Genomic DNA, 23,957 nt, shown 5'->3' with positions numbered 1-23,957 from the left:
CAAGCCGTAGACCGGCAATCTGTCAGCCAGCAACCCGATATTGTCGCACCGGATGGCGGACCATCGCATCGATGTCGATCCCGTCGAGGATCCAATGCAATTGTTCGCTCGTAAGTCGTACCACCGTTTCCTGGCGCCGAGGCCAACGGAACTTATCCTCGGTCAACCGCTTCAACACCATCACAAACCCTGACCGATCGAAGAACAGGAGCTTCATCCGGTCGCGACGACGGTTGCAGAAAGCAAACACAGCAGAGGCAAATGGATCGAGTGCCATCGTCTCCTGAACCAGCACCGCGAGGCTGTTGATGCCGGCCCGGAAGTCGATCGGCTCGCGGTGCAGGTAGACCTGAACGTCCGCGGCCAGTCTGAACATCGCACAACGCTCCGACTATCGCCGTCACCGCTCGTACATCACCGCATTCCAGCGTCAGCTGCAGTCCATTCGGCAGTGATGCGTTCACCTTGGCCGGAGAGGAAAGAGGGCTTGTCCGCTCAAGTTCCGAGAGCTGCACCCCAGGATCATTGGGTCGCAGGTCCTGCACAGCAGCACTGTCCTGCCTCGACCGATCCGGGGTGCCTTCGATCTGAACCGGAATAAACGCCGGCGTCGAAGGCGGCGCGATCGCCACCGTTTCCTTCTTTGCGAACCGGTGCTGGCGTATCCACTTCCACACAAGGTTCGCATTGACCCCATGTTCGAGCGCCAGCTTGGCAACCGAAGCGCCCAGCTCAAGGCAGGCGGCGATAAGATGCTCCTTAGCTACCGGATCAAATGTTCGTCGTCCGCTCGGGTGCACAACCGTCACCCGCAGCTTCTGTCCTTCTTCCATCACGTAGTGTCCACCTCACATTTGGTGGACACCTCATGCATCAGCTCTCTCAACATAAAAAGGTGCGTAGAAGGCCGCGCTTACTGATATCCTCTTCAGTAGTCTGATCGATGATCACCCCTCGGCGACAAAGGGAGGATCGATGGCGGACGCTGAAACGCCGATCATAGATGCGTGAAACTTATCCGCGATGCTTTCGGCCACGCGAATCTGTCCCTAATCCTGCTGCTGTGGGTCCGGGTGAATGGGCATCCTCTACACGCCGGGGGCACGCTTGCCGCAACGGCAACACCCGGGCGGCATACGCAGCTGGCACTTCTCTGACCAAGAGCGGAGCTTCTTTGCGCTACATCAAAAACACGGTTGCTGTATCGCGCTAGACAAGCGGTGTAGCCGAACAACCTGCCTGTCTAAAGCTGTTTAGGCTATGGGCTCGGACCAACAGGTACTCCGAGCCCGTTACGTCCGAGCAGGAGGCGCGCATGTCCGGAACCTATTACGCGGATGATCTCGGTTCAGCCGTACACTACGCGCTGGAAACGACCCATGCCATAGCGGTTTGCCCTTTCCACTTGGACCAGACGATCCGTATTGGCGACGACGCGGCTGAACGCCATGCTTTCGCGCGCGCCAGAAAGCTCGTCAGGCGCGATGGCACGACGTGGCAGGGAGACGCCCTTCGGAAAGAATTTGGATGCCAACTCGGCAAGCCGCCGACCGGTACTGTCCTCGCTGCGTCCTTAAGGACGATCCGGGGCAAGGCCACGGGCTTTTCGGCTCCAATCCTCCCGGTCCTGCTTCCGGCTATGGATATGAGTACGCTATGCCGGGGCCTCACGACGAACCACAACTTGCCTGCGAGGGCTGCCGTGATCTCGTTACGCTTGAGAAGGCGAAGCTGCGGGAACAGCCAGCCGCAATCGTAAACTCTTGATCTAAGGCAAATGCCGACTTGACTGCACAAGCGAAGGCTTTCGATCCCGGATGTCGCCGATCTTTAAGTACGCGGCAATTACCGCGCGGCTCATCTCTCACGAGCAATCTTGATGCAGATCATTTCCGAAACTACCAGGAATGGCACGCTGCACAATGCGAAACGAAGGAGGTTCCACATGACATCGATCTCAAAACCACAGTGTCCTCGGTGTGGTTCTGGGTTAGTCCATCTCGAATGGTATGAACGCGCCAACGCGCAGGAAGTCCAGGATCTTTGGCACTGCTGGAACTGCAAAAACCAATTCGTCACCGTCGCCACTTCTAACGAGAAGGAGCCGTCAGTCAGTGAGGTCACCGAATCATTCTTTACGAGCCTGCTAGTCTGATCAATGAAGAGCAGGTCCCATCTTATTAGGAACTCGTTCGATGCGATGTGGCCGATCCGTCGCGACATCGCCGACCTGGTACAGTCGGTTCGCCGGGCCGCACGCGACAAGCAAGCCGCCTTCTAAGGATTGCGGTGCGCGCCGGGCGTGGCCCTCGAGCGGTTCCTGCGATTGCGGACGGGCAAGCCGCTCAAACCTGGATTCAGGTTTCGCGGAAAACGCGGAAGAAGCTGTCGAACACCGGCTTCAAATGGCACTTTGGTCGCAAAGGCGTCGCTTCTAAGTGCAGCAGCGATCGACGCGCATTTTGGATCCGACGCATGATCATCGGGACACCAAGCTTCGGCAGATGATCAGAATGTCCTCCTCTTCGGCATAAAACTTGACGGTCTCGCCATCGTGAGTTTCTTCGAAAGGATGCCGGACCAGCGCCTTGTTCTTGTGGTGCGCGGCGAAAGTAGAGATGGCGTGGAGCAATTGGAGATTTTCGGTATCCTTCGGATTGGCGATGCTGCGTCCGGCTGGAAGCGTGCGAGTGCCAATCCCCGCGCGAAGGTGCGGCAGGCCTGCGGATGATGCTCGAGATGCTGTTCGACGAGGTCAGCGCCGCTATCACGCACATTCAGAAGCTGACCGAGTTCAACGGAGCGCCGACTTCGGCTCGGGCATGAGGGCGGGTGGCATAGGTCGAAGATTGAGTCCATGACGGTCTAAAGTAGGTGTATCCCTACTGGTCGCCAGCGGTCTTTCGGTAAGCTGTTTCGCCACACGTCGATCAGCCGGGCAGCGATACTCGCCTTTCTTCCCGGGCTGTGATGATAATTCGAGGCGACGAAAACCGGCGCCGCAGCAGGAACATATTACGTCGCTCTTTCTCATCTCTGAGCCTCACACTGCGCGCTGTCATGAATATATAGCAAGGCTTAGTTGCAGCCGAGTTCGATATGTCAGAAATTATGATCCGCTGTCCGGTGACGAGTCAGGCCGTGCTGACTGGCCTGAGAGTTGCCCTCGCTCAAGCACGGCCTTGGTCTCGAACCAGGCGACGATTGATTCGACCAGCGCGATGCCGATTGCCGCCATTATCCGAATCAGCTCGATCATGATCGGACAGGATCACCAAGCAGGGCCGCGGCCAAGCTCGCGGAATGCTCGTCGAAGCAGCATGGGCTGTAGCCCGTTCGCCGGGACCGCTGCGTGCATTCTTCCAGGGCGTGGCTTCACGACGCGGCAAGCACATCGCGGCAGTCGCGACGGCGCGGAAGCTGACGATGATCATCTGGCATATGCTGACTAAGAGCACTGACTACATCTGGACCAGGCCGGCCCTGCTGGCGCGCAAGTTCCGGAGCATCGAACTGCGCGCTGGATTACCCACCAGCCATGCCAAGCGTGGATCGGCCTATGATTACAACATCCCCGCGAAGAGAGCTGAGGAACGAGCACGCGTGGAATCCGCCGAGAAGGAGTACTTGTGTCCGGTCGCCAGGATCGTGGACGAAATCCATCGCCCAGGTCTCGTTCGATCGTGTCGCCGGCCTGCGATCATCGCGCAGCTTGGCCTTGACCCGGCGCTTGGGCGTTCTGTTGCGCAATTGCAGGCCCAATTCGCGATAGATGCGCCGCGTCTTGTTCTGGCCATGGCGCCAGCCTTCACGACGCAGCAGGACGTGAACACGGCGGTAGCCGTAGCGGATGCGAATATGGCAGATCTCCTTGATCTTCTGTTCGAGGTCAGCCTGGCCGGAGCGACGGGACTTGTAGTGATGGATCGAGCGGTCAAATTCGAGAGCGTCACAGGCCCTGCGGATCGAGACCTGCCATTCGCTGCGGACCTCGTCGACAGCTTGCGCTTCCGGCCAGGCTTCATAGCTAATGCGATGGTCTGCCCCGCCGAACCCGCGCATACTGCGCGGCGAGTTTTCGACCGAGAAAGGACCAGAAAAATGTTGCGCAACAAGCCTCAGCCTGCCGCTGTCTTCGGCATCGATATCGGAAAGAATGTTTTCCATGTCGTAGCAACAGACGCACGCGGTAGAGTCATTCAAAAAGTAAAGCTCCGCCGCGACACACTTTTGCAGTTCTTCGACGCCGCGCAGCGTACGGCCGTCGCGATGGAGGCTTGCCCAGGCTCCCAATGGCTGGCGCGCAAGTTACAAGAGCTTGGGCACGTGGTCCGAGTGATACCTGCGCAGTTCGTGAAGCCCTACGTGAAGTCCAACAAGAACGATATCATCGATGCGGAAGCGATCGCCGAGGCCGCCACCCGACCCGCGATGCGCTTTGTTGAGATCAAATCGGAAGCCCAGGTCGACATCCAGGCGCTGCACCGCATCCGAGATCAGAAGGTTGGCCTGCGAACTCAGCTCGTCTGCCAAATGCGGGCATTTTGCCTCGATCGTCGCTGAGATACCTGACCCCCGCGGCCTATGCCGCCCACCTCACCGCAACGGACGATCGGCTGCGCAACCCCGACCAGCTCCGCCGATCGTCCGTTGCTCCACCCGCGCCACTTGGCGTACAAAGCCCCGAGACTCTAACTGCTGCCGGATGAAAATTCAGTGGCAGGTCACATCGAACACCGCATCGCCGAGATCACTCGTGAAATCGAGGCTTTGGCGGCGAGTGACGAACGAACGCGCCGGCTCATGACTGTTCCCGGGATAGGCCCACTGGTGGCGACGGCATTCGTCGCGAGCGCCGGCAATGCTAGTCAGTTCCGAAGGGCCAAGGACCTCGCCGCGTGGCTTGGGTTGGTCCCTCGCGAACACTCAACGGGTGGTAAGACGACCCTCCTCGGGATCAGCAAAAGAGGCAATCACTACCTCAGACGGCTGCTGATTTACGGCGCAAGGTCATGCGTCATGCATCTGAACCGTACTTCCAATCGCCTGGGTTCGTGGCTGACCGGCCTCGAAAAGCGCATGCATACCAACAAGGTCACCGTGGCCCTGGCTGCAAAGATTGCGCGGGTGGCCTGGGTCATCCTTTACGCGGCCCGGCTCGACCTACGAGCGGCGCCTTCCCGCATTCCCGCAAGCCCGGGCAGCAGACTGCGAGGTTCGAGTCCTGATGACGAGACAGTTGATCGGCGCCGCGTAAGCCCTTCGCCGAAAACATGCCCGATTAACTAGTCGCCCGTTAAGAAGCTTCCAGGCGACTGATCTGGAATCGTAATTTGGCTGGAATGACGTTCTGAGATTGCAAGGTTTTGGTGTTTTGCGCATCGGAAGCTTGCAATTTCGTTTTCGAGATTCCCTCGATGGGCGAAGCATGATTCCCTGTCCGCATCGGAGGGCACGATGCGGCCGAAGAAGCACAAAACGACGGGAGCGAACGATTTTTTCCGGGCGCGGCTCGACCAGATCATCAATCTGAAGCACGAGCTGGTCCGGCTCACCGGCAAGATCGATTGGGACTGGATCGACGGCGAGATCGCGCCGCTCTACAGCGAGAACGGCCGGCCGGGGATTGAGACCCGCTTCGTGATCGGGCTGTTGTTGCTCAAGCACATTTACGGGCTGTCCGATGAGGGGGTATGCGAACGCTGGGTCCACGACCCGTATTTCCAGTACTTCACTGGCGAAGAGTTCTTCCAGCACGCATTCCCGCACGAGCGCTCGGACCTGAGCCATTGGCGCAAGCGGCTCGGCGACAGACTGGAACTGCTATTGGCCGAGAGCCTGCGGGTGGCGCACGACGTCGGCGCGTTACGCGGCAAGGACCTTGAGCGGGTCACGGTCGACACCACGGTGCAGCCGAAGGCCATCACCTTTCCGACCGATGCCAAGCTGCTGCATGCGGCGATCCAGGGGCTCAACCGGCTAGCGAGGAAGCACGGAGTGCGGCTGCGGCAATCCTATTCTCGGATCGCCAAGGCCACCGCGATGATGGCGGGACGCTACGCCCATGCCAAACAGTTCAAGCGGCACCAGCGGCAGTTGCGCATCCTGCGCAGCCGCCTGGGCCGGATCATCCGCGACATCCGCCGCAAGATCGAAGGCCAGGATGCGCTCGAAGAGGCGTTCGCACTCCCGTTGAGCCGGGCCACGCAGATCCGCTCGCAGCAGCAGCGCCCGCGCGGCTGGAAGCTGTATTCCTTCCATGCCCCCGAGGTGGAGTGCATCGGCAAGGGCAAGGCCAGCGCGCCTTACGAGTTCGGCGTGAAGGCTTCCATCGTCACCAACAACCGGCCTGCTCCCGGCGGCCAGTTCGTGCTGCACGCCAAGGCGCTGCCCGATAACCCTTACGACGGTCACACCCTGCGGGACGTCATCGACCGAACCGAGACACTCACCGGCTGCGCGATCGAGTGCGCCTTTGTCGACAAGGGATACCGCGGCCATGACGCACAGAACCCGCGCCGCGTCTTCATCTCCGGCCAGAAGCGCGGCGTCTTCGGCACTATCAAGCGCCAGCTGCGGCGCCGCTCCGCTATCGAGCCCGTGATCGGCCATTTGAAGGCTGACGGACACCTCGGCCGCTGCTACCTCAAAGGCCGCGCCGGCGATACCGCCAACGTCATCCTCTCCGCCGTCGGTTACAACTTCCGCCGCATCCTCGCCTGGCTAAGGGCTCTTTGGTACCTCTTCCTGGCTGCCTTCTTCTCAGCCACCGCACACCACTCAAATCGGCTTCTTAACCGACGACTAACTAAACTATCTGGGAACGCGGCGTGCTGATCTCATCATGGCCTGGCTGCAACCGCAGCCCACTCGCGAGAGGCCGGATACATTTACGCAGACTGTCGAAGTCGGATCGCTCAAGAGCCTTGCACGGGCGGGGCAGACCATACATTTCGGCGGATCACGTCCTGCAGCATCTCCTTGTCGAGCGACAGATCGGCGACCAGCTTCTTCAGCTTGCCATTCTCCTCCTCGAGCTGCTTTAACCGTCGCATCTCGTTCGGCAGCAGCCCGTCATACTTCTTCTTCCAATTGAAGTAGGTCGCCTGGCTGATCCCGGCCCTGCGGCAGATCTCCGCCACCGCACCCCCGTCGCTGCCCTGCTTCAGGATGAACGCCTTCTGGGCGTCCGAAAACTTCGAGGCCTTCATCGTCGTCGCTCCTCCCAGCCGGGTGGATTTACGCAGCGCAAACTCTAGCCAAAAATGGTCCAGTTTGCCGGCCTCAGATCATCACGTCGGTGAGCTATTTAAGGCTCTTGATAACGAGCGTGCCAGGACTTTGCGGTTTTCTGGAGTGTTCATCATCGTCGCGTGATTGCCTGGAATCGGTGTGGTATCAATGGCCGCTGCACTCAAAACCCTGTCCCAGCCTCGCATCGGCGAGCTCATCTCTGGAGCTATTGAGCTCTTGTCTATTCGTGCGCGACAACTTACGGAAGAATCCGTCGCGTAAAACTGATGTACCTCAATTGGCAGCGACGGAGCCCGATATAGCTGCAGCGCCCTTTGAAACTGCTCAATTCTCTCGTACATCAAAGCATCATTGTGATCCGGAGGTATAGCTCCTATTTGATGAGCCTTCTCAAGTAGTTGAGCAATTGAACTGTGCCGTGCAAAGCGCTTTAATAGTTTAAAGTGCTCGTCCTCAAGGGGTTCAAGAGTTTCTAGCACCACTTCGCATACCATCTGGGTGGGCGTCATGCCGGCTGGCTTTGCGGGTAGCGTAACATCAATGAACGCCATAAATGAGACAGTTTCATTGAGGCTCAGTAACTGCTCGGCTATGGCGTAAGCCAATATTCCGCCTGATGAGTATCCAGCAAATCGATATGGACCCCGGGACCGTATCTCCCTGATCGCCGGAATGACTTGCGAGGCTATCGCTTCAAGAGCTGGTGAACAAACTTCACTGAAAGAAGGCCACGGTAGACCATAGATTGGACAGTCCGCGTCCATTTCCTCCACCAAGTTGAGGATATAGGAACAATCTCCTAAGCCTGTGGGAACAAAGAACAGCGGCGGCTGCGATCCGGTTGCGCGAACACAAATCACTCCCGGACTACTGGGCTGTGGCTCCAAATGAACCTTCAATGCAAGTTCCTTCAGAACAGGAGCTTGGAAGAGATCGGCGGCGGTAAACTTGAACCCTGCATCGAGCGCTCGACTGAGAAGCCGCACCGCTAGCAGTGAGTGCCCGCCCAGTTCGAAGAAGTCGTCGTGGCGTCCGACCCGCTCAACACCGAGCAGCTCGGCCCAGATCTGTGCCAGCGCGGGCTCGATCTCGCCTTGCGGCGCCTCATAGGCGGCGCGCGCATACGCCTCATCGTCCGGCGCAGCCAGCGCCTTGCGGTCCAGCTTGCCGTTCACCGTCAGCGGCAGCGCCGCCAGCCGCACGAACGCCGATGGCACCATGTACTCCGGCAGGTGCGCACTTATGTGCGCGCGCAAGGCGCCGGCAAGCTCGCTTCCCTCCAGCCCGTTCGAAGCTGCTTCCGGCGCGCACACCACATAGGCGACAAGACGCTGCTCGCCGCCGGGGCTCTCGTGCGCCACCACCACCGCCTCGCGCACGAACGGGTGCTCGCAAAGCCGCGCCGCGATCTCGCCCGGCTCGATCCGGAAGCCGCGGATCTTCACCTGGTCGTCGTTGCGGCCCAAAAACTCCAGATTGCCGTCCGGTAGGTAGCGCGCCAGATCGCCGGTGCGGTACAGCCGGTCGCCGTCCACAAAGGGACTGGCGATGAACCGCTCCGCGGTCAGCTCGGGCCGGTTCAGGTAGCCGCGCGCCACCCCCGCCCCGCCGACGTAGAGCTCCCCGACCGCGCCAAACGGCACCGGCCCGCCATGATCATCCAGCAGATACACCCGCGTGTTCGCAATCGGGCGGCCAATCGGGACAATGGCCCCATCAAACCCATCGGGGCAACTCCAGGTCGCCGCGCAAACTGTTGCTTCGGTAGGTCCATAAGCATTGATAATGGATGCTGGAGCTAGACTCCGGATGAGTTCTGCCTTCGGCAGCTCTCCAGCAAGAATGAGAACTTGCGATCCCAAGCCTTCCAGCTTCTGGCTTCCCTGAAGCAAGGCTGGAGGCAGCGTCGCGTGCGTGATGGCTTCGCTTCGCAGATAATCCGATAGCTTGTTACTCGATTGACGGAGCTCATCCGCAGGCAAATGCAATGCGGCTCCCGAACCAAACGCCATAACAAGCTCCGAGGCGCTTGCATCAAAACCGAAGGAGGCGAACTGCACCACGCGGCTGTTGCAACAAACGCCAAAAAGCCCGATCTGAGCCAAGCTGAGATTGACCAAGCCGCGATGCTCGACCATGACCCCCTTGGGGGTGCCTGTTGATCCGGAGGTGTAGATCACATAGGCGAGATGGCGCGAGGTCAGGCCGAGCGCACGCGGGTCCGGATCCGACGCCGGCAGATTTGCCCATTCCGGCGTCGCCGCCAGATCCACCACCGTCAGATCGCGTAGCGCATCGTCGCCCAGCGCCGATCGCCCCGCTGCATCGGCCAGCAGCACTCGCGGCGCCGCATCGTCGAGAACCTGCCGCAGCCGCGCCGGCGGATAGGCCGGGTCCAGCGGCAGGTACGCCCCGCCCGCCTTGAGGATCGCCAGCAGCCCGACCACCATCGCCACGCTGCGCGCAACGCAGATCGCCACCGGCTGATCCGGCCTGACCCCGAGCCCGATCAGATGATGCGCCAGCTGGTTGGCATGCGCATTGAGCTCGCCATAGCTGACGCGCTGGTCCTGATAGACCACCGCCACCGCCTCCGGCGCTTTTTGCACCTGCGCCTCAAACAGCTCATGGATGCACTGCTGCTCAGGATACGTCACCGCCGTCCGGTTCAGTTCCTCCAGCAGATATGCGCGCTCGTCGGCTGGCAGCAGCTCAATCCGCCCGACCGCTTGCTGCGCATCGGCAACCATCGCCCGCAGCAGCGCCAGCAGATAACCACGCTGCCGCTCGATGGTCGCGCGATCGAACAGCGCCGTGGCATAACCCAGCGTGCCAGCAATCACCTCACCCTGCTCGCCAAGGCTCAGCTCCAGATCGAACTTGACCTGATCGAAGCCGTCTGCCGCCGCCTCCACCATCAGCCCAGGAAGGTCGAACGTCCCAGCGGCGTTGTTCTGCCAGGCCAGCATCACCTGGAACAACGGCGTGTGATCAAGAGCCCGGGGCGGCTGCACGATCTCCACCACCTGCTCGAACGGCAGGTCCTGGTGCTCCTGCGCTCCCAAGGCCGTGCGCCGCGTCCGCTCCAACAGCTCCGACACGCTCGGCTCGCCCGACAGGTCCAGCCGCAGCGCCAGGGTGTTGACGAAGAAGCCGATCAGCTCTTCGATTTCGCGGCGACCGCGATTAGCGCTCGGCACGCCAATCGCAAGATCGTCCTGTCCCGACAGACACGACAGCACCGCAGCCCACCCCGCCAGCACCGTCATGAACAACGTCGTGCCTTGCTGCAGGCCCAGCCGCTTCAGCTCCCGCGTCAGCTCCGCATCAATAACGATCGGGACCGTGGCCCCCGCAAACGACTGCTGCGCCGGCCGCGGCCGGTCCGTCGGCAGCGCCAGACGGGCCGGCGCGCCAGACAGATTGTTGCGCCAATACTGCGCCTGGCGCTGCAGCCGCGCGCCCGACAGCCACTGCCGTTGCCAGGCGGCATAGTCCGGATACTGGATTGCAAGCGGCGGCAGCGGATCGCCTTCTCCGGCCACGAACGCCCGGTACAGCTGACTGAGTTCATGCGCCAACACGCCCAGCGACCAACCATCCGAGACAATGTGATGCTGCGTCAGCAGCAAGACGTGCTCCTCATCCGAGATCCGGATCAGCCGGCCACGGATCAGCGGGCCACGCGCCAGATCGAACGGCGTGCACGCCTCTTCCCTGCACAGACCCAATAGCGCCTCGTCCGCATCCGGCCTGTCCCGCAGATCGTGCTCCACAACCGGCAGCCCCGCATCCTCCGGCAGCAGCTCCACCCAGGGCTTGCCCTCCGGCGCGACAAACACGCTGCGCAGCGCCTCATGGCGCGCCAACACACGGTCCAGGCTACGCTGCCAGGCGCTGCGGTCGAGCCCACCCTTGAGCCGCCACCCGAGCGGAATGTGATAGTTCGTGCTGCTCTGATCCAGCTGCGCCAAAAACCACAGCCGCTGCTGCGCAAACGACAGCACAAGCGGCGCGTCACGCGACACCGGCGCAATGGCTGGCAGGTCTTGCGCGCCGGAGCGGCTCAACTCATCCATGATACTCGCGGCCAGATCGGCCAGCACCGGTTTGGCAAACAGCGTGGTCAGCGGCAGTGTGAAGCCAATGGCCTGCGAGACCCGGCTCAACAGCTGCACCGCCGCCAGCGAGTGCCCGCCGAGCGCAAAGAAGTGGTCGTGGCGTCCGACCCGCTCAACACCCAGAAGCTCGGCCCAGATCTGTGCCAGCGTGTTCTCGATCTCGCCTTGCGGCGCCTCATAGGCGGCGCGCGCATACGCCTCATCGTCCGGCGCAGCCAGCGCCTTGCGGTCCAGCTTGCCGTTCACCGTCAGCGGCAGCGCCACCAGCCGCACGAACGCCGATGGCACCATGTACTCCGGCAGGTGCGCACTTATGTGCGCGCGCAAGGTGCCGGCAAGGTCGCCGCCATCCTGTCCGTTCGAAGCTGCCTCGGGCGCAGACACCACATAGCCGACAAGGTGCTTGTCGCCGCAGCCATCCTCGCGCGCCACCACCACTGCATCACCCACCGCCGGATGCTCGAGGAGCCGCGCCGCGATCTCGCCCGGCTCGATCCGGAAGCCGCGGATCTTCACCTGGTCGTCGTTGCGGCCCAAAAACTCCAGATTGCCGTCCGGTAGGTAGCGCGCCAGATCGCCGGTGCGGTACAGCCGGTCGCCGTCCACAAAGGGACTGGCGATGAACCGCTCCGCTGTCAGCTCGGGCCGGTTCAGGTAGCCGCGCGCCACCCCCGCCCCGCCAATGCAGAGCTCCCCCACCGCCCCGAACGGCACCGGTGCCCCATGACCATCCAGCAGATACACCCGCGTGTTCGCAATCGGACGGCCAATCGGGACAATGGCGCCATCAAACTCAGCCGGACAACTCCACGCTGTCACGTCGATCGCAGCTTCCGTCGGACCGTACAGATTGTGCAGGGCCGTCCAAGGCAAGAGGCGCCGAACCTTATGCACACTGGCGGCAGGAAGCGCCTCGCCGCTGCATAAAACTCGTCCCAGCGATGTGCAGCGGTCAACACTCTTCGCATCCATAAAGCTGACCAGCATGGATGGCACGAAGTGAACCGTCGTAATTCGCTGGTTGATGATCAAGTCGACCAATGCGTCGGGATCTCTGTGCGCACCGGGCGGCGCCAGCACCAGGGTTGCCCCTTCAAGCAAGGTCCAGAAGAACTCCCAGGCCGAGACATCGAAGCTAAATGGCGTCTTCTGCAACACGACATCAGTTGCGTTGAGACCATAGGCGTTTTGCATCCAGATCAGGCGATTAACGATAGCCCGATGCTCATTCTGTGCCCCCTTGGGCGAACCGGTTGATCCCGAGGTGTAGATTACATAGGCGAGATGGCGCGAGGTCAGGCCGAGCGCACGCGTGTCCGGATCCGACGCCGGCAGATTTGCCCATTCCGGCATGGCCGTCTCCAGATCCACCACCGTCAGATCGCGTAGCGCACCGTCGCCCAGCGCCGATCGCCCGGCTGCATCGGCCAGCAGCACTCGCGGCGCCGCATCGTCGAGAACCTGCCGCAGCCGCGCCGGCGGATAGGCCGGGTCCAGCGGCAGGTACGCCCCGCCCGCCTTGAGGATCGCCAGCAGCCCGACCACCATCGCCACGCTGCGCGCAACGCAGATCGCCACCGGCTGATCCGGCCTGACCCCGAGCCCGATCAGATGATGCGCCAGCTGGTTGGCCCGCGCATTGAGCTCGCCATAGCTTACGCGCTGGTCCTGATAGACCACCGCCACCGCCTCCGGCGCTTTTTGCACCTGCGCCTCAAACAGCTCATGGATGCACTGCTCCACAGGATACGGCGCCGCCGTCCGGTTCAGCTCCTCCAGCAGATAGGTGCGCTCGTCCGCTGGCAGGATGTCCAGCTCCCGCACTGGCGTGTTCGGCGCCCGCTCCAGCGCCGCTGCCAGCTGCGCGAGCGTCTGCTGCATGTAGCCGCAGATCCGATCCGCCGAGATTGGCTCCACCCCCTGCGCCGTCAGCCCGAGCGCCTCGCCAAAATCCTCCACCGACAAGGTCAGCGGATAGTTGGTGCGCTCCTCCTCGCCCTGCCATTCCACGCCGGACAGCGCATCATCGGCTGCGGAGGCGGTGACCGCCGCCGGCGTGTTGTGGCGGTAGTTCAACAGCGCGCTGAACAGCGGCGCCGGCGCCGCAACGGCGCTGCAGCGCTGCGCCAGCGCCAGCGAGGCATGCTCGTGCGCCAAGAGCTCGACCAGCCGGGCATGCGTGGTTCGCACGCTCGCCTCGACCGCGGTGCCGTCAAGATCAAGCCGCAGCGGCAGGGTGTTGATGAACAGGCCCATCGCGCGGTCGGCGCCCGCCCCGCCATGCATGCGGCCGAACAGCACCGTGCCGAACACCACCTGCTCGCGGCCGCTGCTGCGCGCCACCACCTGACCCCAGGCCAGATGGCACAGGCTGGCCAGGCTCACCCCCAGCCGCCGCGCCTGGCTGCGCAGCCGCGCGTTCAGCTGCTGCGGCAGCATCCGCTGCGCCTCTCGAACCCCGCCGCCGTCGCCGCGCACCTCGCTCAAGCCGAACGGCGTGCTCGGCTCGTCGATGTCTGCCAGCAGCTCCCGGAAGAACGCTTCATCCGCCTTGGCATCAGCGCCGAGATGCGCCTGCGCCACCAGATTGCGGAACGGCTGTGGCTCGCTCAGCTCGTGCTCGCGTCCCTCCAGCACAGCCTGGACCTCGGCACGCATCACCTCCAGTGTCGTGTGATCCCCGATCAGATGATGCTGCAGCTCCAACAGCAGCCAGCGCCCGCTGCCGGGCTCGCGCGCAATCACAAACCGCAACAAGGGCGCTCGGCCAAGATCGATGCGGTGCTGGCGCGGATCAAACCGATCCTTAAGCTGCGCGGCGCCAGGACCAGCAGACCCGTCCAGCTCGACCTCGCTCACCTCCAGCGATGCGTGGCGCCAAACCACCTGGGCCGGCCGCGACAATCCCTCCCAGACAAACGAGGTACGCAGGATGTCATGTCGATCCACCACCCGCTGGACCGCGGCAAGATAGCGGTCCAACACGCCACGCTCGGCAAACGCCATCTGCGATACCAGCAGGTACGGATCGCCCTTTGTCGCCAACAGATGATGGAACAGGATGCCGTCCTGCAGCGGCGACAAGCCATAAATGTCCTGGATGTTGCCGATCCCGCCGGGTACCGTGGCGATGATCCGATCGATCTCGTCCTGCGCCAGCTCGATGAGCGGCAACATCTCTGGCGTGATCGCCGTACTCTGTTCGGTGATCCGATTGGCCGGGACCGCCACCTCCTGATGACTGCCCAGGCTTGCGGCCTGATCGGCCAGCACCGGCCTGGCGAACAGCGTGCGCACCTCAACCCCCAGCGACCGCCGCCGCAAACGCTCGATCAGTTGCACCGCCAGCAGCGAGTGCCCGCCGAGCGCAAAGAAGTGGTCGTGGCGTCCGACCCGCTCAACACCCAGGAGCTCGGCCCAGATCTGTGCCAGCGTGATCTCGATCTCGCCTTGCGGCGGCTCATAGGCGCGATGCGCATACGCCTCATCGTCCGGCGCAGCCAGCGCCTTGCGGTCCAGCTTGCCGTTCACCGTCAGCGGCAGCGCCGCCAGCCGCACGAACGCCGATGGCACCATGTACTCCGGCAGGTGTGCACTTATGTGGGCGCGCAAGGCGCCGACAAGCTCGCTTCCCTCCAGCCCGTTCGAAGCTGCTTCCGGCGCGCACACCACATAGGCGACAAGACGCTGCTCGCCGCCGGGGCCCTCGTGCGCCACCACCACCGCCTCGCGCACGAACGGGTGCTCGCAAAGCCGCGCCGCGATCTCGCCCGGCTCGATCCGGAAGCCGCGGATCTTCACCTGGTCGTCGTTGCGGCCCAAAAACTCCAGATTGCCGTCCGGTAGGTAGCGCGCCAGATCGCCGGTGCGGTACAGCCGGTCGCCGTCCACAAAGGGACTGGCGATGAACCGCTCCGCGGTCAGCTCGGGCCGGTTCAGGTAGCCGCGCGCCACCCCCGCCCCGCCAATGCAGAGCTCCCCCACCGCCCCGAACGGCACCAGCCCGCCATGATCATCCAGCAGATACACCCGCGTGTTCGCAATCGGGCGGCCAATCGTCTCAACGACAACGTCCCCCCTTCGCACGCAGATCCAGGTTGAGTACGTGGTGGTTTCAGAAGGCGCGTACAGATTACAAATCTTCTGGACCCGACTGCTCGCAAAGATCTTCTCGATCAGTTCCGCCGTCAGCCACTCGCCCGCCAAATTGACGACGCTGGTCGAAGCCGGCACTGCTTTCCTGTCGACCAGAGCGGCGATCGCAGAGGGCACTGTGTTGATCAAAGAGATATCCAAAGACCTCTCGGCCAGCGCCAGCGCATTCTCGACAAGGTAAAGCGTGCTTCCTTGCGAAAGCGGAACGAAGCACTCATAGACGGACAGATCAAAACTGATCGAGGTGGCAAACAGCGTGCGGCTGATCTCTGATGCCGTAAACACGTCGCTGCTCCAATGCAGCAGGTTCACCGTGCTCGCATGCTCAATCATGACCCCCTTGGGGGTGCCTGTTGATCCGGAGGTGTAGATCACATAGGCGAGATGGCGCGAGGTCAGGCCGAGCGCACGCGTGTCCGGATCCGACGCCGGCAGATTTGCCCATTCCGGCATGGCCGTCTCCAGATCCACCACCGTCAGATCGCGTAGCGCACCGTCGCCCAGCGCCGATCGCCCGGCTGCATCGGCCAGCAGCACTCGCGGCGCCGCATCGTCGAGAACCTGCCGCAGCCGCGCCGGCGGATAGGCCGGGTCCAGCGGCAGGTACGCCCCGCCCGCCTTGAGGATCGCCAGCAGCCCGACCACCATCGCCACGCTGCGCGCAACGCAGATCGCCACCGGCTGATCCGGCCTGACCCCGAGCCCGATCAGATGATGCGCCAGCTGGTTGGCCCGCGCATTGAGCTCGCCATAGCTTACGCGCTGGTCCTGATAGACCACCGCCACCGCCTCCGGCGCTTTTTGCACCTGCGCCTCAAACAGCTCATGGATGCACTGCTCCACAGGATACGGCGCCGCCGTCCGGTTCAGCTCCTCCAGCAGATAGGTGCGCTCGTCCGCTGGCAGGATGTCCAGCTCCCGCACTGGCGTGTTCGGCGCCCGCTCCAGCGCCGCTGCCAGCTGCGCGAGCGTCTGCTGCATGTAGCCGCAGATCCGATCCGCCGAGATTGGCTCCACCCCCTGCGCCGTCAGCCCGAGCGCCTCGCCAAAATCCTCCACCGACAAGGTCAGCGGATAGTTGGTGCGCTCCTCCTCGCCCTGCCATTCCACGCCGGACAGCGCATCATCGGCTGCGGAGGCGGTGACCGCCGCCGGCGTGTTGTGGCGGTAGTTCAACAGCGCGCTGAACAGCGGCGCCGGCGCCGCAACGGCGCTGCAGCGCTGCGCCAGCGCCAGCGAGGCATGCTCGTGCGCCAAGAGCTCGACCAGCCGGGCATGCGTGGTTCGCACGCTCGCCTCGACCGCGGTGCCGTCAAGATCAAGCCGCAGCGGCAGGGTGTTGATGAACAGGCCCATCGCGCGGTCGGCGCCCGCCCCGCCATGCATGCGGCCGAACAGCACCGTGCCGAACACCACCTGCTCGCGGCCGCTGCTGCGCGCCACCACCTGACCCCAGGCCAGATGGCACAGGCTGGCCAGGCTCACCCCCAGCCGCCGCGCCTGGCTGCGCAGCCGCGCGTTCAGCTGCTGCGGCAGCATCCGCTGCGCCTCTCGAACCCCGCCGCCGTCGCCGCGCACCTCGCTCAAGCCGAACGGCGTGCTCGGCTCGTCGATGTCTGCCAGCAGCTCCCGGAAGAACGCTTCATCCGCCTTGGCATCAGCGCCGAGATGCGCCTGCGCCACCAGATTGCGGAACGGCTGTGGCTCGCTCAGCTCGTGCTCGCGTCCCTCCAGCACAGCCTGGACCTCGGCACGCATCACCTCCAGTGTCGTGTGATCCCCGATCAGATGATGCTGCAGCTCCAACAGCAGCCAGCGCCCGCTGCCGGGCTCGCGCGCAATCACAAACCGCAACAAGGGCGCTCGGCCAAGATCGATGCGGTGCTGGCGCGGATCAAACCGATCCTTAAGCTGCGCGGCGCCAGGACCAGCAGACCCGTCCAGCTCGACCTCGCTCACCTCCAGCGATGCGTGGCGCCAAACCACCTGGGCCGGCCGCGACAATCCCTCCCAGACAAACGAGGTACGCAGGATGTCATGTCGATCCACCACCCGCTGGACCGCGGCAAGATAGCGGTCCAACACGCCACGCTCGGCAAACGCCATCTGCGATACCAGCAGGTACGGATCGCCCTTTGTCGCCAACAGATGATGGAACAGGATGCCGTCCTGCAGCGGCGACAAGCCATAAATGTCCTGGATGTTGCCGATCCCGCCGGGTACCGTGGCGATGATCCGATCGATCTCGTCCTGCGCCAGCTCGATGAGCGGCAACATCTCTGGCGTGATCGCCGTACTCTGTTCGGTGATCCGATTGGCCGGGACCGCCACCTCCTGATGACTGCCCAGGCTTGCGGCCTGATCGGCCAGCACCGGCCTGGCGAACAGCGTGCGCACCTCAACCCCCAGCGACCGCCGCCGCAAACGCTCGATCAGTTGCACCGCCAGCAGCGAGTGCCCGCCGAGCGCAAAGAAGTGGTCGTGGCGTCCGACCCGCTCAACACCCAGGAGCTCGGCCCAGATCTGTGCCAGCGTGATCTCGATCTCGCCTTGCGGCGGCTCATAGGCGCGATGCGCATACGCCTCATCGTCCGGCGCAGCCAGCGCCTTGCGGTCCAGCTTGCCGTTCACCGTCAGCGGCAGCGCCGCCAGCCGCACGAACGCCGATGGCACCATGTACTCCGGCAGGTGTGCACTTATGTGGGCGCGCAAGGCGCCGACAAGCTCGCTTCCCTCCAGCCCGTTCGAAGCTGCTTCCGGCGCGCACACCACATAGGCGACAAGACGCTGCTCGCCGCCGGGGCCCTCGTGCGCCACCACCACCGCCTCGCGCACGAACGGGTGCTCGCAAAGCCGCGCCGCGATCTCGCCCGGCTCGATCCGGAAGCCGCGGATCTTCACCTGGTCGTCGTTGCGGCCCAAAAACTCCAGATTGCCGTCCGGTAGGTAGCGCGCCAGATCGCCGGTGCGGTACAGCCGGTCGCCGTCCACAAAGGGACTGGCGATGAACCGCTCCGCGGTCAGCTCGGGCCGGTTCAGGTAGCCGCGCGCCACCCCCGCCCCGCCAATGCAGAGCTCCCCCACCGCCCCGAACGGCACCGGCCCGCCATGATCATCCAGCAGATACACCCGCGTGTTCGCAATCGGGCGGCCAATCGGGACAATGCCCCCATCAAACCCATCGGGGCAACTCCAGGTCGCCGCACAAACTGTTGCTTCGGTAGGTCCATAAGCATTGATAATGGATGCTGGAGCTAGACTCCGGATCAGTTCTGCCTTCGGCAGCTCTCCAGCAAGAATGAGAACTTGCGATCCCAAGCCTTCCAGCTTCTGGCTTCCCTGAAGCAAGGCTGGAGGCAGCGTCGCGTGCGTGATGGCTTCGCTTCGCAGATAATCCGATAGCTTGTTACTCGCTTGACGGAGCTCATCCGCAGGCAAATGCAATGTGGCTCCCGAACCAAACGCCATAACAAGCTCCCAGGCGCTTGCATCAAAACCGAAGGAGGCGAACTGCACCACGCGGCTGTTGCAACAAACGCCAAAAAGCCCGATCTGAGCCAAGCTGAGATTGACCAAGCCGCGATGCTCGACCATGACCCCCTTGGGGGTGCCTGTTGATCCGGAGGTGTAGATCACATAGGCGAGATGGCGCGAGGTCAGGCCGAGCGCACGCGTGTCCGGATCCGACGCCGGCAGATTTGCCCATTCCGGCATGGCCGTCTCCAGATCCACCACCGTCAGATCGCGTAGCGCACCGTCGCCCAGCGCCGATCGCCCGGCTGCATCGGCCAGCAGCACTCGCGGCGCCGCATCGTCGAGAACCTGCCGCAGCCGCGCCGGCGGATAGGCCGGGTCCAGCGGCAGGTACGCCCCGCCCGCCTTGAGGATCGCCAGCAGCCCGACCACCATCGCCACGCTGCGCGCAACGCAGATCGCCACCGGCTGATCCGGCCTGACCCCGAGCCCGATCAGATGATGCGCCAGCTGGTTGGCCCGCGCATTGAGCTCGCCATAGCTTACGCGCTGGTCCTGATAGACCACCGCCACCGCCTCCGGCGCTTTTTGCACCTGCGCCTCAAACAGCTCATGGATGCACTGCTCCACAGGATACGGCGCCGCCGTCCGGTTCAGCTCCTCCAGCAGATAGGTGCGCTCGTCCGCTGGCAGGATGTCCAGCTCCCGCACTGGCGTGTTCGGCGCCCGCTCCAGCGCCGCTGCCAGCTGCGCGAGCGTCTGCTGCATGTAGCCGCAGATCCGATCCGCCGAGATTGGCTCCACCCCCTGCGCCGTCAGCCCGAGCGCCTCGCCAAAATCCTCCACCGACAAGGTCAGCGGATAGTTGGTGCGCTCCTCCTCGCCCAGCCATTCCACGCCGGACAGCGCATCATCGGCTGCGGAGGCGGTGACCGCCGCCGGCGTGTTGTGGCGGTAGTTCAACAGCGCGCTGAACAGCGGCGCCGGCGCCGCAACGGCGCTGCAGCGCTGCGCCAGCGCCAGCGAGGCATGCTCGTGCGCCAAGAGCTCGACCAGCCGGGCATGCGTGGTTCGCACGCTCGCCTCGACCGCGGTGCCGTCAAGATCAAGCCGCAGCGGCAGGGTGTTGATGAACAGGCCCATCGCGCGGTCGGCGCCCGCCCCGCCATGCATGCGGCCGAACAGCACCGTGCCGAACACCACCTGCTCGCGGCCGCTGCTGCGCGCCACCACCTGACCCCAGGCCAGATGGCACAGGCTGGCCAGGCTCACCCCCAGCCGCCGCGCCTGGCTGCGCAGCCGCGCGTTCAGCTGCTGCGGCAGCATCCGCTGCGCCTCTCGAACCCCGCCGCCGTCGCCGCGCACCTCGCTCAAGCCGAACGGCGTGCTCGGCTCGTCGATGTCTGCCAGCAGCTCCCGGAAGAACGCTTCATCCGCCTTGGCATCAGCGCCGAGATGCGCCTGCGCCACCAGATTGCGGAACGGCTGTGGCTCGCTCAGCTCGTGCTCGCGTCCCTCCAGCACAGCCTGGACCTCGGCACGCATCACCTCCAGTGTCGTGTGATCCCCGATCAGATGATGCTGCAGCTCCAACAGCAGCCAGCGCCCGCTGCCGGGCTCGCGCGCAATCACAAACCGCAACAAGGGCGCTCGGCCAAGATCGATGCGGTGCTGGCGCGGATCAAACCGATCCTTAAGCTGCGCGGCGCCAGGACCAGCAGACCCGTCCAGCTCGACCTCGCTCACCTCCAGCGATGCGTGGCGCCAAACCACCTGGGCCGGCCGCGACAATCCCTCCCAGACAAACGAGGTACGCAGGATGTCATGTCGATCCACCACCCGCTGGACCGCGGCAAGATAGCGGTCCAACACGCCACGCTCGGCAAACGCCATCTGCGATACCAGCAGGTACGGATCGCCCTTTGTCGCCAACAGATGATGGAACAGGATGCCGTCCTGCAGCGGCGACAAGCCATAAATGTCCTGGATGTTGCCGATCCCGCCGGGTACCGTGGCGATGATCCGATCGATCTCGTCCTGCGCCAGCTCGATGAGCGGCAACATCTCTGGCGTGATCGCCGTACTCTGTTCGGTGATCCGATTGGCCGGGACCGCCACCTCCTGATGACTGCCCAGGCTTGCGGCCTGATCGGCCAGCACCGGCCTGGCGAACAGCGTGCGCACCTCAACCCCCAGCGACCGCCGCCGCAAACGCTCGATCAGTTGCACCGCCAGCAGCGAGTGCCCGCCGAGCGCAAAGAAGTGGTCGTGGCGTCCGACCCGCTCAACACCCAGGAGCTCGGCCCAGATCTGTGCCAGCGTGATCTCGATCTCGCCTTGCGGCGGCTCATAGGCGCGATGCGCATACGCCTCATCGTCCGGCGCAGCCAGCGCCTTGCGGTCCAGCTTGCCGTTCACCGTCAGCGGCAGCGCCGCCAGCCGCACGAACGCCGATGGCACCATGTACTCCGGCAGGTGTGCACTTATGTGGGCGCGCAAGGCGCCGACAAGCTCGCTTCCCTCCAGCCCGTTCGAAGCTGCTTCCGGCGCGCACACCACATAGGCGACAAGACGCTGCTCGCCGCCGGGGCCCTCGTGCGCCACCACCACCGCCTCGCGCACGAACGGGTGCTCGCAAAGCCGCGCCGCGATCTCGCCCGGCTCGATCCGGAAGCCGCGAATCTTCACCTGGTCGTCGTTGCGGCCCAAAAACTCCAGATTGCCGTCCGGTAGGTAGCGCGCCAGATCGCCGGTGCGGTACAGCCGGTCGCCGTCCACAAAGGGACTGGCGATGAACCGCTCCGCGGTCAGCTCGGGCCGGTTCAGGTAGCCGCGCGCCACCCCCGCCCCGCCAATGCAGAGCTCCCCCACCGCCCCGAACGGAACCGGCGCACCATGACCGTCCAGCAGATAGACCACCGAATTCCGGATTGGTCGTCCCAGTGGCACCCGCTGCTGGCCGTCGAAGCCAGCAGGCACCGGGTAGGAGAGACTGAAGGTGGTGTTCTCGGTCGGGCCGTAGCCATTTGAGATTCGCAGCGTCGGATGTCGCGTCTGACATGCTCTGATGGAACTGGCTGAGACCTCTTCGCCCCCGACCAGCAGTTGCTGCAGCCCACTGGTGCTCCGCCCCTCCCCGACATAGACGTCGAACAACCGCGCAGTCATCCAAGCGATAGTGATGCCTTGGTCTTGGATGATCCGGGCCAGCGTTGCCGTCGAGAGATAGCGTTCAGGATAGAGCACAACACTGGCGCCGTTCGCCAAGGCTCCCCAGACTTCGAACGTGGTCGCATCGAATGTCGGCGAGGAAGCGTTGAGAAAAACGTCCTGCGGCGAGATCTCGACGATATCGTTCTCCGCCACCAGACGCACCACTCCGCGATGCTCGACCATGACCCCCTTGGGGGTGCCTGTTGATCCGGAGGTGTAGATCACATAGGCGAGATGGCGCGAGGTCAGGCCGAGCGCACGCGGGTCCGGATCCGACGCCGGCAGATTTGCCCATTCCGGCGTCGCCGCCAGATCCACCACCGTCAGATCGCGTAGCGCATCGTCGCCCAGCGCCGATCGTCCGGTTGCATCGGCCAGCAGCACTCGCGGCGCCGCATCGTCGAGAACCTGCCGCAGCCGCGCCGGCGGATAGGCCGGATCCAGCGGCAGATAGGCGCCCCCCGCCTTGAGGATCGCCAACAGCCCCACCACCATCGCCACGCTGCGCGCAACGCAGATCGCCACCGGCTGATCCGGCCTGACCCCGAGCCCGATCAGATGATGCGCCAGCTGGTTGGCCCGCGCATTGAGCTCGCCATAGCTTAGCCGCTCCTCCTCATGGACCACCGCCACCGCGTCCGGCGCACGGCGAACCTGTGCCTCGAACAGCTCGTGGATGCACACGTCCGACGGATAGGCCGATGCCGTCCGGTTCAGCTCCTCCAGCAGATACGCGCGCTCAGCGGATGACAAGAGTTCAATCCGCCCCACCGGCTGCCGCGGATCTGCCTTCACAGCACATAGCAAATTTTGCAAATGCTGGGTCATACGGTCGATATGCTTGGGCTCCAAGCGACTTGCATCAAAGTGCCATCGAAAGCTGCCATCTAGAGCGCAAACCTCAAATGTTAACGCCTCACCGGGCAGGGCTGCCTCAGAAGTCGGGCTCGAAGCTAGGTCACCAGTGGCAGACTCGCCACTTACAGTAAGCATAACGCCAACGGGCCAGGGCCGGCGCAATCGTAACGCCTCCATACCGAGCAACGTTGGGCAGCGCGCGATAAGATCTCGCGCGAAGCTATCCTGCTCCTTCAGCTGAGCGAATTCGGCCGCCACCACCGTGCGCGCCTCTGCAAAATCATTGTCGAGATCGATGGTAATTGCCATCGGCACAACAGAAGCGACAAGCACCTCGAGCGCTTTCAAGCCCGCTCGCGATCCACTCGGCGCGGGAGTCCATCCCAATTGAAGCTCTAATTCTCCCGTGATGCGGGCTAGGTAGATCAGCCAAGCCGTTAGCAAGAATTCCGTGCGATTACTGGGAGACAGCTCAGCCAAAGCACCTGGAATTCGCCATGAACTCAACTGCCATTGAGGTGCAGCCAAAGCTACTGAACACGACAAAAAGGAAAGCTGGGATGTTTTGAACTGTTCAAGCCGCCGTCGCCAAAAACTCTCACGAGGCGCCAACATTTCATGCGCGACCGTTATGCTCCGCGCCTCGTCATCGCTCAGAATCGGGAGGCGGTCGCCTACATGGGAATCAGAACGCCTCGCGAGTGCCCGCGCATCCAGAGCCTTACCATCCAAGCTGCTAAGCCAAACATCAACATCGTCTGTCCCTGTCGCCACACGCCAGTGGCTGGGGTGGATCTCAACTAAAGCCCCCGCAGCAAAACCCGAGCGCCGAGCCGTCACCTCCAAGCGCTTGACGACGACAACGTCATCGCCTACGAGAGC

5 protein-coding genes and 5 pseudogenes are annotated in these 23,957 nt (G+C 63.4%); 3 read left to right on the top strand and 7 right to left on the bottom strand.

What is annotated here, in order from left to right; translation table 11 throughout:
* Positions 1-22: 22 nt before the first annotated feature.
* From tnpB to G6P99_RS11735, 4 genes and pseudogenes are all read right to left on the bottom strand, one after another.
* On the bottom strand, positions 23-376 hold the full coding sequence (gene tnpB, locus G6P99_RS11750) for an IS66 family insertion sequence element accessory protein TnpB (RefSeq protein ID WP_165128211.1): 354 nt from the start codon (positions 374-376) through the stop codon (positions 23-25).
* 64 nt (positions 377-440) lie between these two features.
* A pseudogene (gene tnpA, locus G6P99_RS47595) lies at positions 441-833 on the bottom strand (IS66-like element accessory protein TnpA); the annotation flags it as partial.
* A gap of 515 nt (positions 834-1,348) precedes the next feature.
* The gene (locus tag G6P99_RS11740) at positions 1,349-1,534 is read right to left on the bottom strand and encodes a hypothetical protein (RefSeq protein WP_165128209.1); all 186 of its coding nucleotides are present in this window, start codon (positions 1,532-1,534) and stop codon (positions 1,349-1,351) included.
* Between the two features lie 1,575 nt (positions 1,535-3,109).
* Entirely contained in the window at positions 3,110-3,259 is a 150-nt protein-coding gene (locus G6P99_RS11735) for a hypothetical protein (RefSeq protein ID WP_156929111.1), read from the bottom strand.
* Between the two features lie 8 nt (positions 3,260-3,267).
* Here G6P99_RS11735 and G6P99_RS11730 point away from each other — a divergent pair.
* Positions 3,268-3,627 (top strand): annotated as a pseudogene (locus G6P99_RS11730) (IS110 family transposase); the annotation flags it as partial.
* An 18-nt stretch (positions 3,628-3,645) separates the two neighbouring features.
* Here G6P99_RS11730 and G6P99_RS11725 read toward each other — a convergent pair.
* Positions 3,646-4,028: pseudogene (locus G6P99_RS11725) on the bottom strand (IS3 family transposase); the annotation flags it as partial.
* 73 nt (positions 4,029-4,101) lie between these two features.
* Between G6P99_RS11725 and G6P99_RS47590 the strand changes: the two are divergent.
* A pseudogene (locus tag G6P99_RS47590) lies at positions 4,102-5,160 on the top strand (IS110 family transposase); the annotation flags it as partial.
* A gap of 297 nt (positions 5,161-5,457) precedes the next feature.
* Positions 5,458-6,837: an IS5 family transposase gene (locus G6P99_RS11705; protein ID WP_246709512.1), complete on the top strand. Its 1,380-nt coding sequence runs from the start codon at positions 5,458-5,460 to the stop codon at positions 6,835-6,837.
* 116 nt (positions 6,838-6,953) lie between these two features.
* Here G6P99_RS11705 and G6P99_RS11700 read toward each other — a convergent pair.
* Positions 6,954-7,211 (bottom strand): annotated as a pseudogene (locus G6P99_RS11700) (transposase); the annotation flags it as partial.
* 81 nt (positions 7,212-7,292) lie between these two features.
* Positions 7,293-23,210: an amino acid adenylation domain-containing protein gene (locus G6P99_RS11695; RefSeq protein WP_414645589.1), complete on the bottom strand. Its 15,918-nt coding sequence runs from the start codon at positions 23,208-23,210 to the stop codon at positions 7,293-7,295.
* Positions 23,211-23,957 lie beyond the last annotated feature (747 nt).

This window comes from Bradyrhizobium sp. 6(2017) (genome assembly GCF_011058295.2).
Classification (GTDB): Bacteria; Pseudomonadota; Alphaproteobacteria; order Rhizobiales; family Xanthobacteraceae; genus Bradyrhizobium; species Bradyrhizobium septentrionale.
This window is presented reverse-complemented; position numbering and strand designations above follow the sequence as displayed.

Bases quoted from the DNA above. Each gene is read 5' to 3' on its own strand.
- G6P99_RS11695 (WP_414645589.1), bottom strand. From the start codon at position 23,210: ATGCTTACTGTAAGTGGCGAGTCTGCCACTGGTGACCTAGCTTCGAGC.
- tnpB (WP_165128211.1), bottom strand. From the start codon at position 376: ATGTTCAGACTGGCCGCGGACGTTCAGGTCTACCTGCACCGCGAGCCG.
- G6P99_RS11705 (WP_246709512.1), top strand. From the start codon at position 5,458: ATGCGGCCGAAGAAGCACAAAACGACGGGAGCGAACGATTTTTTCCGG.
- G6P99_RS11735 (WP_156929111.1), bottom strand. From the start codon at position 3,259: ATGATCGAGCTGATTCGGATAATGGCGGCAATCGGCATCGCGCTGGTC.